We start from the raw sequence: 13556 nt of genomic DNA on the forward strand, positions 1-13556 counted from the left end.
GTAACTTGAAGGTTTAAACTGTGAACAGAGCATTGAAAAAGGAGCATTTATATGATGGAAACAACAGAAAAATTAAGAGAAAAACCAATTAAAAGTTTATTTATTACGTATTTAATACCAGCTGTTCTTGGGATGGTATTAATGTCGGTTAATATTGTGATTGATGCAGTCATGATTAGTAGAGGAGTTGGAGCGAACGGTTTAGCCGGAGTAAACGTAGCTATTCCAGCATTTTCAATTTTCTTCTCTATTTCATTATGGATTGGAATGGGCGGAGCAACGCTATATTCCATTGCACTAGGTGAAAATAAACTGGAAAGAGCAAGGTCTATCTTTACTCAATCTATGACAGTAGCAGTTGTTATCGTTGGCGTTTTAGCGGCTATTTGCTTATGGAGAATAGAAGATTTAGCATATTTATTTGGTGCGAATGAAGTGATTTTACCATACGCATTAGACTATTTACAGGTGTTATTAACATTTGGAATGATATACGTTTTAGAAAATATTTTAAGTACATTTATACGAAATGACGGAAATCCTAATTTAGCAATGGCAGGTCTTGTTGTAACGGCTGTATTAAATATAGTGTTCGACTATATTTTTATTTTCATCGTTGGATGGGGTGTAACTGGTGCTGCTTCAGCTACTATTCTTTCAGCGGCAATTGGTTTCCTTGTATTATTAACTCACTTCTTTAGAAAAAGTAGTATTTTAAAATGGACGAAATTCCATTTTGAATGGGATACGGTTAAACAAATTATGGTGATCGGTTTCCCAAGCTTTACAGCAGAAAGTACAGTTGCAATCGTAACGATCGGTTTTAACATTGCATTCGTTCAATATGCAGGAGAACTAGGTGTAGCTTCTTATGCGATGGTGAATAGTATTCATGCAATGACATTACTATTATTCTTCGGTGTTGGTGCAGCGTTACAACCAATCGCTAGTTTCCATTACGGTGCAAACTTATCAGAAAGATTGCGTGAAGGATTACAGTTTGCTGTGAAAATTGCGCTTGTACTCGGAGGCATTGCGATTGTTGTCGGTTTATTCTTCGGGAAATATATTATAGGTTTATTTAATGTTCAATCGCCAGAACTATTGGAGTTAACGTTAACAGGTATTAGTTTATTCTTTATTCAATATGTATTTTTAGGCTATAACATTGTGTATGGAGAGTATTTCCAATCAGTGCGACAAACGAAAAAATCAGTACTTATAATAATGAGCCGAGGTTTACTATTTGTTATCCCATTGTTATGGATTATGCCAAAAGTATTTGGTATAAACGGAATTTGGCTCGTTATGCCAGTAGCGGAAGTATTGACAGCAATTATCGTATTTACGATGAATCGTATGAAACATCCTGTTCCGTTAAACATGGCGAGAGAGAAAAAAGCAATAGTGAAGAAAATCCCCTTGAACAAGTAAGGGGATTTTTTTTCATTCTTTTAAACTAATTGCAAAAGATCCATCTGTCTCCTGCACAGAAGCGAAAGCCACATTTTTAATATTTGTAACGCCTTTCTCCATTAACTCTGCATGTAACCACTTTTCATTTTTATGGATTAATTTTAAGTTATCGTATTGAATTTGTGAATCAACGATAAGAGCAATTGGTAAGCCTGCATACTTAACATTTATATTCAAATCTTTTGGAGTCAGAGGCACAAGTTCTCTTTTTGGTAAAATACTAATAGCTCCATTCGCTTCTAATATCGCATACTCAATTTCATGAACACTTGGATATCCTGCGACGCGAAGGTTAGAAAGCAATTCAGGGATCGGATATCTACTTTTTTGTAAGTTCTCAAAAATAATATCACCATGTTTAATTAAAATAATGGGGTGTCCGAGAATAAAACGATTTAGTTTGTTGAGTAGGCTTAATTTTGTAAGAAGCAAATGCAAACATGTAATAACGACCATACCGAGAAATGCTTGTAAAGCACCAGCGACTGGTATGGCTTGAAAAGCTAAATAAGATAAAAAGATAATAGCCCCAAAATCATGAGGAGTTAGTTGTGCTAATGCAGATTTACCAAGTAGCTTAAGTGATAGTAAAAATAAGATGAAAAAGAATGATACGTTACATAAAAAGAGAAGCAATAGGGACACTCCTTCGTGCGAAGTTGTACTTACTATTCCCGAAATTAATAGAAATATTACCTTTTGGAGGATAAATTAGGCTTAATTGGAATTTGTCTGTATACAAACGAATAAATGGATATTATGATGAAGGAAGTAAAGGGAATAGGGGTATATGGATATGAGAAAGAAGAAAATAATCAAGTATATTTTAGTTGTTATAATGATTTGCGCCGTATATGCGGGGTTTTTACAATATAACATTTATAAGCATGGGCATATGAATGCAATTGATGATGCGGATTATATAATTGTACTAGGATCGAAAGTAAATGGAACGAAACCTTCTTATTCATTGCAATATCGTATTGATAAAGCAGCTGAGTATTTAAAATTACATGATAAAACAATTGCTATTGTATCTGGAGGCCAAGGAAAAGGTGAAGATATTACAGAAGCATTAGCGATGAAACAAGGATTAATGAAACAAAATATTGCAGAAGACCGCATTATAATGGAAGATAAGTCGACGAGCACAGATGAAAATATTAAATTTTCAAAACCGTTAATTCCAGCCAATATGAAAAAAGGTATGATCGTAACAAACGATTTCCATATGTTTAGAGCGAAAAAAATAGCTGCAAAACAAGGTTTGCAATTAGAAGGGCTTCCGGCCAAAACACCGAAGCCAATTATCATTCCATCGAATGTACGAGAATATTTAGCGATTACGCAATATTGGTTTATGAATCGAATATAGTTAAAGTAATCCCGCCCGAAATTTGAGGCGGGATTTATTTCGAGGAAAATCTTACAAAAATGTCATGTTCATGAAAGGTAAAGCGATAGTTTCTGGAAAGGTTTCCTGACATAATGAAGGTAACAAAAAACTTTAGAGGTGAATCGTATGAAAGGAAATAATATTTTATCCTCGCTATGTTATTTTAGTATCTTTTTTGCACCATTTTTACTACCAATTATCGTTTACTTCGTTGCGGAAGATGAAGTGAAATATCATGCGAAAAAAGCATTTTGGTCACATGTTTTCCCATATGCAATTTTATTTGGAGGGTTAGCTTTATCAGGAGTATACGGTTTAAGTTTCAATCAGTCTGAGAGCGTTGGAATTGGGATGGTTATAACGTATGCAGTGTTTATTCTTGTAGGGATTTACTACTTCATTTGGAATATTGTTAAAGGTATTAAAGTATTGAAAGCAGCTTAACGTTGTCGTTATGTGTGTAAAGTCGATATAATTTCATTTACCATATTAATATGTATTTAAAAAAGAGCAACTCACAAAGGAGTGCTCTTTTTTTGCTTATAAGTTGTGAATAATGAAAAAGATATGTTAATTTTTTATTATGAAGAGAAAAAAGGAGTGGTTTTTATGAATGAGATGATACATAAAATGGAGCAACACGTTTCAGTTCGTAAATATAAAGAAGAACCAATTTCAAAAGAGATAGTAGAAAGAATGGTGCAAGCTGCGCAGCATGCAGCTTCCTCACATTTTGTACAGGCGTATTCTCTTATATATGTAACAGATCAGGAACTAAAGGTTAAACTAGCTGAATTATCCGGGAATCGTCATGTGAAAGACTGCGCAGCATTCTTTGTATGCTGTGCGGATTTAAAACGTCTAGAAACTGCATGTGAGAAACATGGAACAGAAATTAAACATGAGGGAGTAGAGGACTTTATTGTAGCAACAGTAGATGCCTCATTATTTGCACAAAACTTAGCACTTGCAGCTGAATCATTAGGATACGGCATTTGTTATATTGGCGGAATTCGTAATAACCCGAAAGAAGTGAGTGAATTGCTTTATTTACCGGATAAAGTATATCCGGTATTCGGAATGACAGTGGGCTTACCAAATGAAGAGCATGGAATTAAGCCGCGTTTACCGGTAGCGGCCATTCTTCATGAAAATGGATACGATGAAAAGAAATATGATGAATTATTAAACGAATATGATGAAACGATGAGTGCGTATTACAAAGAAAGATCGTCAAATCAAAAAAACGTAACATGGACGGAATCAATGAGCTCATTTATGTCCAAAGAGAAAAGACTGCATATGAAAGAGTTTTTAAATGAAAAAGGATTAAATAAGAAATAAGTAAAAAGGCAAACCTGGAATGCGGGTTTGTCTTTTTTGGAGGAGAAATGTATTTTTTTGCTATCATATACATAGAAATAAAAATTAATAAATTTTTACAAAAGTGATAGAAAATGAGAATGAAATGCCAATAGTAAGTAAAAGCAGCTGCTAAAGGGGAACTGAGGAAGGAAGATGTTTATGATTTTCAATTCTGAAGAGGATTTAATTATAGCTATGAAAAAACGTGATCAAGATGCTTTGAAAGAAGTCATTGATCAATATGGAAAATTAGTTTTATACATTATTCATAAATCATTAAGTACCCCTATTGAGAAACAATATGTAGATGATTGTTATAACGATGTATTTACTATCATTTGGTTTCATATCGACCAATTTGATATAGCAAAGGGAAACTTAAAATCTTGGATGATTGGTATTACTAAATTAAAGGCATTGGAATATAAAAAGAAAGTATATAGAGAGAACAAAATGGATAAAGACGCAGAAATAGATAAAGGTATCCATGATAGTTATGAAATAGAACAAGAAGAAGAGATTATGGAAATAGTACAAGATTTAAATAAAAAGGATCGATATATCTTTTTAAAGAGGTATATTGATGGATATTCCATTGACGATATTGCAAAAGAATTAAAAGTAACGGCGGATTATATATACAACCGAATTTCTCGAGGGAAGAAAAAACTTCAAAAACTGTGGAAGGGGAGTGTGTAATATGGATAAAAGATTATTATCGATGTTAAATGAGCTCCAATATTCAGAAGAAGAAATTACACGTTTAGAGAAGGAAGCAAATGATTCTATAAATATAGATAAATATTATGTGAAAAATGGAGAGCTACTAAAAAAATTAACTTTACAAATGTTAGAAGAATCAATCAGGAACGAATTACAAGCTGGTGAAGAAATTGAGAAGGAACTGTTAGTAGACGAAGGATATATGGCAAATAATAAAGTAATACCAAATATATATTACGTAGGAGCTACTTTTTATTATTATATCGTTTTAACAAATAAAAGAGTGATTATGAAAGGATTAGATTGTTATTTTAAAAAAACAAATGAACATAGCATGCCAATAGAGGATATACAATCCATTTCGCAACATAAAAAAATGAAAAATGTCTTTGAGATTAAATATAATAACACTCATATACAATTTGGAAGTATTGAGTATGCACGTGAAGTTGCAATGATAGTTATGGAGTTAAAAAAACGCGGAGTAAAAGTAGAAAAGTATACAGATTTTGAAAAAGGGTTTTTCTTATTTTTTAATATATTCGTGATAGTAAGTGCAGGTCTTTGCTTTATAAAATATTTAATGTAAAAAGCGGCATAATAGCCGCTTTTTATCGTTTTATTTAGTATTCGATTTAAAATATTTGTCTTATGAAAGAACGATTATTGCTAATTGTAAACTGCCAATAAAGTTATTTAAGTTTTGATATAGAATGCCCCATCGCACTTGAAAATGCAGCAATAATTTCGTTTGAACCTATCTATTATTGTCCACTATCTAAAGCACCCTCTATAACAAGTTCAAACTTTCAATAAGAAGATACCCCCCCGTGCAACTTAAAAGGATATACGTAAATATTTTGAAAATCCGTTGATTAAGCCATTTGAAAATAATTTGACCTATATACAAACCTAGAAATACGATTGGAATAGCATAAAAACTTGATTCCCAAATTGTTTTGTTTGTGCCAGTAAAGAGTATTTGAGTTAGTAGACTAATGAAATATATAAATAGATAAAAAGCTAAAGTAGTTGCTCTCAACGTCTCTTTTTTCGTATCAGTTCCTGTAAAGTAAAGTAACAGGGGTGGTCCTGGCATACCGATACTGGTCGTTAAAAGCCCTGATAATCCACCAACTATAAAATCTCTAAATGGTGTTGATTTAACCTTAAAGTTGCATATTAGCATCAATGTTAATAGTAAGAGCAGGATGCTAATTGCTAATTTAAAAGCGTTTATATTAATGGAAATGAAGAGTAAAATACCAAAAGGTACACCAACTATACTTCCAATAGTTAACCTTTTCAGTAGAATAAAGTCAATGTCCATTCTTATTTTCCAAATGAGTGATATGGAAATAATTAATGATAAAATGATATTTATTTGTATAGCTTCTTGTGGTAGAAATAGCATGAGTAAGAAAGGTGTTGCCATAATAGAAAAGCCAAAACCTGTACTTGTTTGTAAAATAGAAGCTACTAATATAATACATATGAAAATGAATATAATCTCCAAAATAGCCCCCCTACATAATCAAATCCAATAAATATTTTAACATAAAGTGAAATTTTAATCAGTGGGGGTTTTGTTCATCCCTCACTGATTATTAGCCCACACCAATTGGGATCTTGCTGCCCGGCAAATAGCCGCTTTTTATGTTGCGGTTAATATTCCAAAGATGATCCTGTAGCTTTAAAATATTTTTCTCGTGAAGGCGTCATTACCCGGATTGCTAATAAACAGGAAAGGAAAAGAATGAGTAATGAACTACTGATTACAGTAATTTGAACGGAAAGAAATTGTGCGGATGCTCCAATTGCTAAAATGAAAAAGATTTGGATGAAATTTTTTATTGAATCAAACACGCTATCGATACGTCCTATCATATGTACAGGGATGTTATTTTGATAAAATGTTATAAAGCCAGTACCAGCAAATGATGAAGAAATGCCAAGTAAAATGAAACCGCTCGCTGCGACTATAAATGAATTTGAAAAGGCAAAAATCACATAACCTATTGCTGTGAAAATCATACCTAATCCGATACAATGTTGAATTGCTAATCGTTTGGCAAAGAGAGAGACGAGAAATGAACCGCAAACGTAAGCAGCACCAGTTATACTAACAAGCATGCTATATTCTATATCGGATAAAAACAGTACTTGATTTGTGAAAACAACTTCTTGTGAATCGAGTGCCATAGAAACAAGCATAGTGGATTGAAATAAAACGAATATGAGAATAATGTAAGTTTCCGTTCGAGCGAATGAAAAAACTTGTTTCCAATCACTTCGTAATGTTTGTAAGAAAGTATTTGAAACCTCTTCGTTTTGCTTTGTTTGTAATGTAATGTTTGGCAAGAAGTAAATGAGAATGGTAGAAAGTAGAAATGAAAGTGAGTTGCAGTAAATAACAAAGGATGCTGAGTACGTGGTGAGAAGTATTCCAGCAAGGGCTGGACCGATAATAAAAGCCCCGCTTGTACAAAAGTTATTCCAAGCGTTGAATTGAGCGCGCTCTTCAGCTCGTATGAGCATTGTTTTATAAGTAAATGAAGCTGGATCGAAAAATGATGTAGCAATGCGAGTTAAAAAGATAAAAATATAAATGACCCAAATAGAATCAAATAGTGGAATACAGCCAATGAGAGCTGCTCGAATTATATCTGTGATGAGCATAATTGACCGTTTATTTAATCGATCTACAATACTACCAGACCATATTTTTGTAACAACGGTGGCAATTGGACCGACAATCCATAGGCCTGCTACAGCAGCGGGAGAGTTTGTACTATTTAACACCATTAAGTTTAGAGCTATGAGGTACATAAAATCACCTAAACGAGAAATGCCTGTGCCCGACAATAATAATAATTTATTTTTCATGGGTATATGGACCTTTCTTTCATTGTTTTTTTATCCGGCAGGAAATAGCGTATTCTTCTTCTGAGGCTGATTGACGAGCGGTTTTGCTTTCCCAGCGTAATAAAACTTGTGAGATTTCCCAAGTGAGTTGTTGTAATTCCTCTGGAGTTAAAAATAAATGAGATACAATATGGCTCCCTGTATTTGTTCCTTCAGTGCCTGCTTCTTCAATATAGAAGTGAGCAGATTTTGCTTTATAGTACTTTTCAATAATCCCCCGTTTTTCCTTTGTATCTACTAATTCAAGTAAGCCTCCGTCAAATAAAATTTGGATGTGATAGTGAACGCTACCAGCAGATTTATTTAGTTTAGTAGATACTTGTTTTGCAGTGAGTGTTTCGTCTTTTAAAAGGTGAAGGATTTGAATGCGAGTTGCATTGGAAATTAGCTTTTGTTGTTCTGCTGAAATGGTAAGTCGATCCTCAAACATTATGTTAGCTCCTTTCTTATAATCTAAATTTATTGTACGTTCTAAAAAATTAGATTGTAAGAGAAATAAATCGCCTTTTTCTTGTGAATTTCGACATAAATAAAAATGGCATGTACATATACATGCCATTAAGTGATAGTAGATTCTTCACTAAGCTCCCCATGATAAAACAAGAACAGCCATATAAAACTAACGAAAATACAGCATATAGCTAACAGGCTACCAATAACTTGCGGAGAAAGAATTTCTAAAAGCCATCCTGTTATAAACATAGATAACTGAATAAGAGATCCATAAATGGAATAATGAAATGAAAAAACTTTACCAATCATGTTTTCTTCTGTATACATTTGGAGCAATGTCGTATCAAGTGGAACGATGATTCCTCCTGCTATACGCATACAGAGTAATGTAATGATACCGATAATAAGTTGATCGGATAGAACGAATCCGAGAAAGAAAATTCCTTGTAGTAAATAGGCCCAACCAAATGCTCTTTTCATTTTGTCTTCATTTTTAGATATATATAGGTTAACGAGAAGGCTACCAATCATAAGTCCAGCCCCTTGAACCGTATATAAAATTCCAATGTTAGAGTGGAAAATTCTTTCGGCATAGATTGTTAAGAGTAGTTGATAAGCACCTCCAATAATTCCCCATGAAATTCCGACGAGAATTAATGATAAAATAATTTTTCTTTGTAATATGTATGTATAACCATCTTTTATATCAGTAAAAAATGCTTTTTTCGTGCTAAAAGTGTCACGAGAAGGGATCTTTATTTTATAAATAATATAGGCTGAAATAAAGTATGATAGGCTATTAATAAAAAAGGCAATCTCGATACTTAAAGATTGTGCAATGAGCCCACCTAAAGAGGCTCCCATAATAGACATAAAACCATTGATTGTACTAGAAAGAGAGTTAGCGGTTACTAAATGCTTTTGATGTACGATATTTTTTAGGGTTGATTGCTTAGCAGGCTCGAATAAGCAAGAGAGTACCGCTAAACATATATTAGAAACGAAAATAATTTCAATCTTGTAGAATGCTAATAAATAAGTGAGGACGATAATTCCTCGTAAAATATCGGTAAAAATCATAATTTTCTTTTTTGAAAAACGGTCTACAATTCCGCCTATGAATGGGCTCAGAAGAAGTTGAGGTAACCCTTTGCTCATAAAGGTGAGTGCTAACATAAATGAAGATTCTGTTATGCTATAGACGAGTGTTAATAAAGCGACAGTATGAAACCAATCCCCAAGTACACTTAATGTTTGACCGAAAAATAGTCTTTTGAAGTTTGTATTTGTTTTAAGAAGCCTGTAATAAGAAATTGACATGAGAAATTAAACCTTATCTATAAGTGATGCCTGTACTTGTTTTTTCCATTCACTTAAATACATTTTCTCTGCTTTAGGTAGTCCAACAGGCAATTGTGTAATGAATTCTAAACTATTTCCATCAGGATCGTTAAAATATACGGAGGCGTGTGCTAATTCTGGAAAAACGATTGGTTCAATTGGTTCCATTCCAAAGTCTTTTCGTGCTGAAATTCCTTTCTGTTTGAGCCAGTGTATTGCGTTTTCTAAATCGTGTAAGCTTACTTGGAAGGCGATATGTCGTAAGGCTGGATGATAATTGACTTTGTATTCTTTTCCTTCCCAAAGACCAATCCAACTTTCATTTTCTACAATCCAAAAGAAGGCGATATCTTTGTCTCTTTTATATAATTTCAGCCCTAGTGATTCATAAAAAGGTATCGAAATTTCTAAATTACAGACAGGTAAATGTGCTTCATAAAGACCTTTAATCATTATAATCCTCCTTAGTAAAAACGTTTTCTTATTCAATAGTAAACGATGTTTTGTTTATTGAAATCGCAAAATAGAAGGAGAATAAACTCATACGAAAGTATGAAAAAACAGCTCAATTATGAGCTGTTTTCATATAGTTTTTAGTTAACATATTTCATTCATTTAGAGTTTAGCGAAAAGGATACGTATTATATTTAAAACCCTCCGCCGCCACCCCAACAGCTACATCCGATAATGATTAGAAGGATGAATAGCACGATGAGTAAAGCAAATCCACCGCCGAAACCAGCGCAACTACCACCAAAGCTCATGTTTTTTCCTCCTTTTTAGGAAATTAATCTATATAACTAATGGATTACTTTATAAGATATGTTTTTATTTAGAAAAGGAGCAAGTCTTACTTCTAATTAGACAAGAGCCTGTGATCGGATTTAAATGTGATATTTACTTTGTTTCATAGCGAAATGGTAAAACAATGTGGAAGTGTATACTAGGTGAATGTATTGCAAATGAAAGGGGTATGTAACTTACAATTACATTAAAATTTCTTTTCATAAATATAAAATTTGTAAAAAAAGCCATTTTTTTATTTTTTTATGAGTGGAAATGTACTATAATTTTACAAGTAATATTATGGGAAAAGGGAGTTTTAGTATAGAGATGGAGATGGGACAATTACACAATAAAATAGAACACAAAAAGAAAGAGTTAATTCAACTTGTTGCTAGGCATGGATTAGATCATGATAAAGTTTTGTTATTTAGTCGAGATTTAGATATACTAATTAATAAGTTTATGAATATAAAAGGCAAAGTATGTAAGTGATTAATCTTTAATTTTTTATATTAGGATTATTTACTGATAAAGGAGAGAACAGTTATTGGAACATTTACAAGAAGAGTTGTATAAACAAATAAAAGAAGAAAAAGGTGCAGTTACTATATTTTTAAAGAGCGGAGTAAGAATAGTAGGGGAAGTAGTTGGAGTAGATAGATTTACAGTATTAATATTAGTAGATGGAAAACAACAACTTATTTATAAGCAGGCAATATCAACAATTATGAAATAAGACACTCATTTTGAGTGTCTTATTTCATAATTAAATGGTTATTGTTTACATGCTTCAACGTCAATGCCAGCAGCTAGTAATTTTTTTTCTCCGTCTTGTTCAATGATTTTTTGTAATCTAGATAAGAAAGAGTCAAAATCTGTATGTTTACCAACTTGGAAAGTCATTTTATGCTCAATTGGTAGCCAAGTATCAATATCAGCTTCGTTATGCTGAATTTTCACTTCAAGTTTATCAAGTGCGTTAGCAACTTTTGCTTCATACGTTTCTTTCGCTTCGAACTCCATCCATAAATCGTATAATTCCACGCCGAGAGGACCTTCTAGTGTACGTTTAATATTTAAAATGGCCTCTAGCTCATTTTTCTGTTTTTGTAATTGTAATTCACGGCTATTCATCGTATCAAAGGCAGGAATATCACCAGCTTCTGCTTCGACAAGGTCATGAATAATAACCATTTTAAGTAATTTTTCTATATTTACTTTTTGATCCAAATAAGGCTCAACTAAGATAGCCATTAGGGACATACGCCACGTATGTTCAGCAACACTTTCTTGACGTCCGTTAGAAAGCCAACTATGTCGCATTTCATATTTTAGTTTTTCTGCTAATGCAATGACTTGTAAAATGTTATGTTCCATCGTGATCCTCCTCATATTTCCATACTATGATTCTAATATAGAAATGAAATGTGTCAATTTAATGAGTATATTGCGATAAATAGATGATACGCGTATAATGATTGTTATATGTGAAAACGCATTATTAAAATAAAAAAATGTTTTACGAAAACGAAAAAGGAAGGGCAGGAATATGGGAGACGAAAATCAAGGATTAGCTAGACCGCAAAGGAAAAAAAGGAAGTTTGATATTTCTAGCCCCTTTGGCATTGTAGTAGGTTTCGTTATTTTAATTGCAGCGATCATGCTTGGCGGTGGTGGAATAAAAGCTTTTAAAAATTTCTTAGATGTTTCATCTATTTTGATCGTTATAGGGGGAACAACAGCGACAATTATTGTGGCATATAGATTTGGAGAAATAAAAAAATATACGAAAAGTATTTTTACTGTTTTACATAGAAGAGAGGAAAATCTAGAACAGTTAACGGATTTGTTCGTTGATTTTTCAAAGAAGTCTAAAAAACATGGTTTACTCTCGTTAGAAGTTGATGGAGAGCAAGTAGACAATCCTTTTATTCAAAAGGGGATTCGTTTAATGTTAAGTGGATATGATGAAGCAGAATTAAAAGAAGTATTAATGAGAGATGTTGAAACAGAAGTATATGAGTTAAGAAAAGGAGCAACATTATTAGATAAGATTGGTGATTTCGCTCCAGCGTGGGGTATGATAGGAACTTTAATTGGTCTTATTATTATGCTTCAAAACTTGCAAGATACATCGCAAATTGGTACAGGAATGGCAGTTGCTATGTTGACGACATTGTATGGATCTGTTATTGCAAACATGATTGCAATACCGTTATCTGAAAAAGTGTATCGTGGCATTGAAGATTTGTATACAGAGAAGAAGTTTGTAATAGAAGCAATCACAGAGCTTTACCGAGGACAAATTCCTTCTAAGTTAAAGTTAAAACTTGATACATACGTATATGAAACGAAGATAAAAAAAGAAAAACGAGCAGCCTAATATTTCAAGGAGTGGTATGGTGATGATAAAACGACCGCAAAAAGGATCGCCTCGTTGGATGACGACTTTTACTGATTTAACGATGTTGTTATTGACTTTTTTTGTACTATTAGTTGCTACATCAAAACAAGATACAGTAAAATTATCGAAGATGCTTGAAAAGTTTAGTGATGCAGAACAAGTGGATGCGAAAGTAATGGAAGGTACAATACCAGATATTTCACATGAAAAAAATGATGAAAAAGCAGTTTCAAAAAAACGAATGGATGAATTGTATAAAAAGTTAAAAGCATATGTAGATAATAATGGTGTTAGTCAAGTGAATGTATATCGAGAAGATACAGGTGTTAGCATCGTTATAGTAGATAACTTAATATTCGATACAGGTGATGCGAATGTTAAGCCGGAAGCAAAAGAAGTAATTAGTCAATTAGTAGGGTTCTTTCAATCGGTACCAAACCCAATTGTTGTAGAAGGACATACAGATAGTAGACCGATTCATAATGAAAAATTTCCTTCCAACTGGGAATTATCTTCAGCACGAGCAGCTAATATGATTCACCACTTAATTGAAGTGTATAATGTAGATGATAAACGATTAGCAGCGGTAGGATATGCGGACACAAAACCAGTAGCATCAAATGATTCACCGCAAAATTGGGAGAAAAACCGGCGCGTTGTAATATATATTAAAGAATAATATATTTC

18 protein-coding genes are annotated in these 13556 nt (G+C 32.9%); 10 read left to right on the plus strand and 8 right to left on the minus strand.

The features are described 5' to 3' along the window. The first annotated feature begins 54 nt into the window (after nt 1-54). The gene (locus NSQ08_RS06745) at nt 55-1434 is read left to right on the plus strand and encodes an MATE family efflux transporter (protein WP_340780050.1); all 1380 of its coding nucleotides are present in this window, start codon (nt 55-57) and stop codon (nt 1432-1434) included. Between the two features lie 12 nt (nt 1435-1446). Here the strand turns inward: NSQ08_RS06745 and NSQ08_RS06750 are convergent, their stop codons facing one another. Beyond that, nucleotides 1447-2112, minus strand: coding sequence for a DUF421 domain-containing protein (locus NSQ08_RS06750; RefSeq protein ID WP_002126540.1), 666 nt, complete (start codon nt 2110-2112; stop codon nt 1447-1449). A 202-nt stretch (nt 2113-2314) separates the two neighbouring features. Here NSQ08_RS06750 and NSQ08_RS06755 point away from each other — a divergent pair, with 202 nt between their 5' ends. The 5 genes from NSQ08_RS06755 to NSQ08_RS06775 all read left to right on the plus strand — a co-directional run bounded on the left by NSQ08_RS06755 (nt 2315) and on the right by NSQ08_RS06775 (nt 5549). Next, the gene (locus tag NSQ08_RS06755; protein WP_306475273.1) at nt 2315-2851 is read left to right on the plus strand and encodes a YdcF family protein; all 537 of its coding nucleotides are present in this window, start codon (nt 2315-2317) and stop codon (nt 2849-2851) included. Between the two features lie 147 nt (nt 2852-2998). Next, complete coding sequence (locus NSQ08_RS06760; RefSeq protein ID WP_002011879.1) at nt 2999-3316, plus strand: DUF4870 domain-containing protein; 318 nt, start codon at nt 2999-3001, stop codon at nt 3314-3316. Between the two features lie 165 nt (nt 3317-3481). Further along, nucleotides 3482-4216 (plus strand): oxygen-insensitive NADPH nitroreductase, encoded by a 735-nt coding sequence (gene nfsA / locus NSQ08_RS06765; protein WP_340772778.1) that lies wholly within the window; start codon nt 3482-3484, stop codon nt 4214-4216. A 174-nt stretch (nt 4217-4390) separates the two neighbouring features. Then, a complete protein-coding gene (locus NSQ08_RS06770; protein ID WP_113708948.1) occupies nt 4391-4936 on the plus strand; it encodes a sigma-70 family RNA polymerase sigma factor in 546 nt (181 codons plus the stop codon). Nucleotide 4937: 1 nt separating this feature from the next. Then, a complete protein-coding gene (locus NSQ08_RS06775; protein WP_340772783.1) occupies nt 4938-5549 on the plus strand; it encodes a PH domain-containing protein in 612 nt (203 codons plus the stop codon). Nucleotides 5550-5750: 201 nt separating this feature from the next. Here NSQ08_RS06775 and NSQ08_RS06780 read toward each other — a convergent pair whose 3' ends face one another. From NSQ08_RS06780 to NSQ08_RS06805, 6 genes are all read right to left on the minus strand, one after another. Next, nucleotides 5751-6476 carry a sulfite exporter TauE/SafE family protein gene (locus tag NSQ08_RS06780; protein WP_340772785.1) on the minus strand — a complete coding sequence of 242 codons (726 nt, stop codon included), beginning with the start codon at nt 6474-6476 and terminating at the stop codon, nt 5751-5753. Between the two features lie 149 nt (nt 6477-6625). Next, nucleotides 6626-7846, minus strand: a complete 1221-nt coding sequence (locus NSQ08_RS06785) for an MFS transporter (RefSeq protein WP_061675165.1) — start codon at nt 7844-7846, stop codon at nt 6626-6628. A 19-nt stretch (nt 7847-7865) separates the two neighbouring features. Next, a complete protein-coding gene (locus tag NSQ08_RS06790) occupies nt 7866-8315 on the minus strand; it encodes an ArsR/SmtB family transcription factor (protein WP_000461279.1) in 450 nt (149 codons plus the stop codon). Between the two features lie 128 nt (nt 8316-8443). Next, complete coding sequence (locus NSQ08_RS06795; protein WP_002141093.1) at nt 8444-9658, minus strand: MFS transporter; 1215 nt, start codon at nt 9656-9658, stop codon at nt 8444-8446. Between the two features lie 6 nt (nt 9659-9664). Continuing rightward, nucleotides 9665-10132: a VOC family protein gene (locus NSQ08_RS06800; protein ID WP_016094410.1), complete on the minus strand. Its 468-nt coding sequence runs from the start codon at nt 10130-10132 to the stop codon at nt 9665-9667. 194 nt (nt 10133-10326) lie between these two features. Then, nucleotides 10327-10443, minus strand: a complete 117-nt coding sequence (locus tag NSQ08_RS06805; protein WP_000007805.1) for a YjcZ family sporulation protein — start codon at nt 10441-10443, stop codon at nt 10327-10329. Between the two features lie 295 nt (nt 10444-10738). Between NSQ08_RS06805 and NSQ08_RS06810 the strand changes: the two genes are divergently transcribed. Together NSQ08_RS06810 and hfq are read left to right on the plus strand one after the other, a co-directional pair. After that, nucleotides 10739-10957 carry an aspartyl-phosphate phosphatase Spo0E family protein gene (locus NSQ08_RS06810; protein ID WP_002141097.1) on the plus strand — a complete coding sequence of 73 codons (219 nt, stop codon included), beginning with the start codon at nt 10739-10741 and terminating at the stop codon, nt 10955-10957. A 55-nt stretch (nt 10958-11012) separates the two neighbouring features. Further along, nucleotides 11013-11201 carry an RNA chaperone Hfq gene (gene hfq, locus NSQ08_RS06815; RefSeq protein WP_002012071.1) on the plus strand — a complete coding sequence of 63 codons (189 nt, stop codon included), beginning with the start codon at nt 11013-11015 and terminating at the stop codon, nt 11199-11201. A gap of 38 nt (nt 11202-11239) precedes the next feature. Here hfq and NSQ08_RS06820 read toward each other — a convergent pair whose 3' ends face one another. Next, complete coding sequence (locus tag NSQ08_RS06820) at nt 11240-11842, minus strand: HD domain-containing protein (protein WP_002030912.1); 603 nt, start codon at nt 11840-11842, stop codon at nt 11240-11242. 172 nt (nt 11843-12014) lie between these two features. On the opposite strand from NSQ08_RS06820, the gene NSQ08_RS06825 reads away from it, so the two are divergent. Beyond that, nucleotides 12015-12848: a flagellar motor protein MotP gene (locus tag NSQ08_RS06825; RefSeq protein WP_002012069.1), complete on the plus strand. Its 834-nt coding sequence runs from the start codon at nt 12015-12017 to the stop codon at nt 12846-12848. A gap of 22 nt (nt 12849-12870) precedes the next feature. Continuing rightward, nucleotides 12871-13548, plus strand: a complete 678-nt coding sequence (locus NSQ08_RS06830) for an OmpA family protein (RefSeq protein ID WP_002012067.1) — start codon at nt 12871-12873, stop codon at nt 13546-13548. The last annotated feature ends 8 nt before the right edge of the window (nt 13549-13556 follow it).

It is taken from the genome of Bacillus sp. FSL E2-8887, from assembly GCF_038007205.1.
In the GTDB taxonomy this organism is placed as follows: Bacteria; Bacillota; Bacilli; order Bacillales; family Bacillaceae_G; genus Bacillus_A; species Bacillus_A mycoides.

Bases quoted from the DNA above. Each gene is read 5' to 3' on its own strand.
- NSQ08_RS06760 (WP_002011879.1), top strand. From the start codon at position 2,999: ATGAAAGGAAATAATATTTTATCCTCGCTATGTTATTTTAGTATCTTT.
- NSQ08_RS06800 (WP_016094410.1), bottom strand. From the start codon at position 10,132: ATGATTAAAGGTCTTTATGAAGCACATTTACCTGTCTGTAATTTAGAA.
- NSQ08_RS06810 (WP_002141097.1), top strand. From the start codon at position 10,739: ATGTACTATAATTTTACAAGTAATATTATGGGAAAAGGGAGTTTTAGT.
- NSQ08_RS06775 (WP_340772783.1), top strand. From the start codon at position 4,938: ATGGATAAAAGATTATTATCGATGTTAAATGAGCTCCAATATTCAGAA.
- NSQ08_RS06785 (WP_061675165.1), bottom strand. From the start codon at position 7,846: ATGAAAAATAAATTATTATTATTGTCGGGCACAGGCATTTCTCGTTTA.
- NSQ08_RS06745 (WP_340780050.1), top strand. From the start codon at position 55: ATGGAAACAACAGAAAAATTAAGAGAAAAACCAATTAAAAGTTTATTT.
- NSQ08_RS06825 (WP_002012069.1), top strand. From the start codon at position 12,015: ATGGGAGACGAAAATCAAGGATTAGCTAGACCGCAAAGGAAAAAAAGG.
- NSQ08_RS06820 (WP_002030912.1), bottom strand. From the start codon at position 11,842: ATGGAACATAACATTTTACAAGTCATTGCATTAGCAGAAAAACTAAAA.
- NSQ08_RS06755 (WP_306475273.1), top strand. From the start codon at position 2,315: ATGATTTGCGCCGTATATGCGGGGTTTTTACAATATAACATTTATAAG.
- NSQ08_RS06795 (WP_002141093.1), bottom strand. From the start codon at position 9,658: ATGTCAATTTCTTATTACAGGCTTCTTAAAACAAATACAAACTTCAAA.
- NSQ08_RS06805 (WP_000007805.1), bottom strand. From the start codon at position 10,443: ATGAGCTTTGGTGGTAGTTGCGCTGGTTTCGGCGGTGGATTTGCTTTA.
- NSQ08_RS06830 (WP_002012067.1), top strand. From the start codon at position 12,871: ATGATAAAACGACCGCAAAAAGGATCGCCTCGTTGGATGACGACTTTT.
- NSQ08_RS06790 (WP_000461279.1), bottom strand. From the start codon at position 8,315: ATGTTTGAGGATCGACTTACCATTTCAGCAGAACAACAAAAGCTAATT.
- nfsA (WP_340772778.1), top strand. From the start codon at position 3,482: ATGAATGAGATGATACATAAAATGGAGCAACACGTTTCAGTTCGTAAA.
- NSQ08_RS06770 (WP_113708948.1), top strand. From the start codon at position 4,391: ATGTTTATGATTTTCAATTCTGAAGAGGATTTAATTATAGCTATGAAA.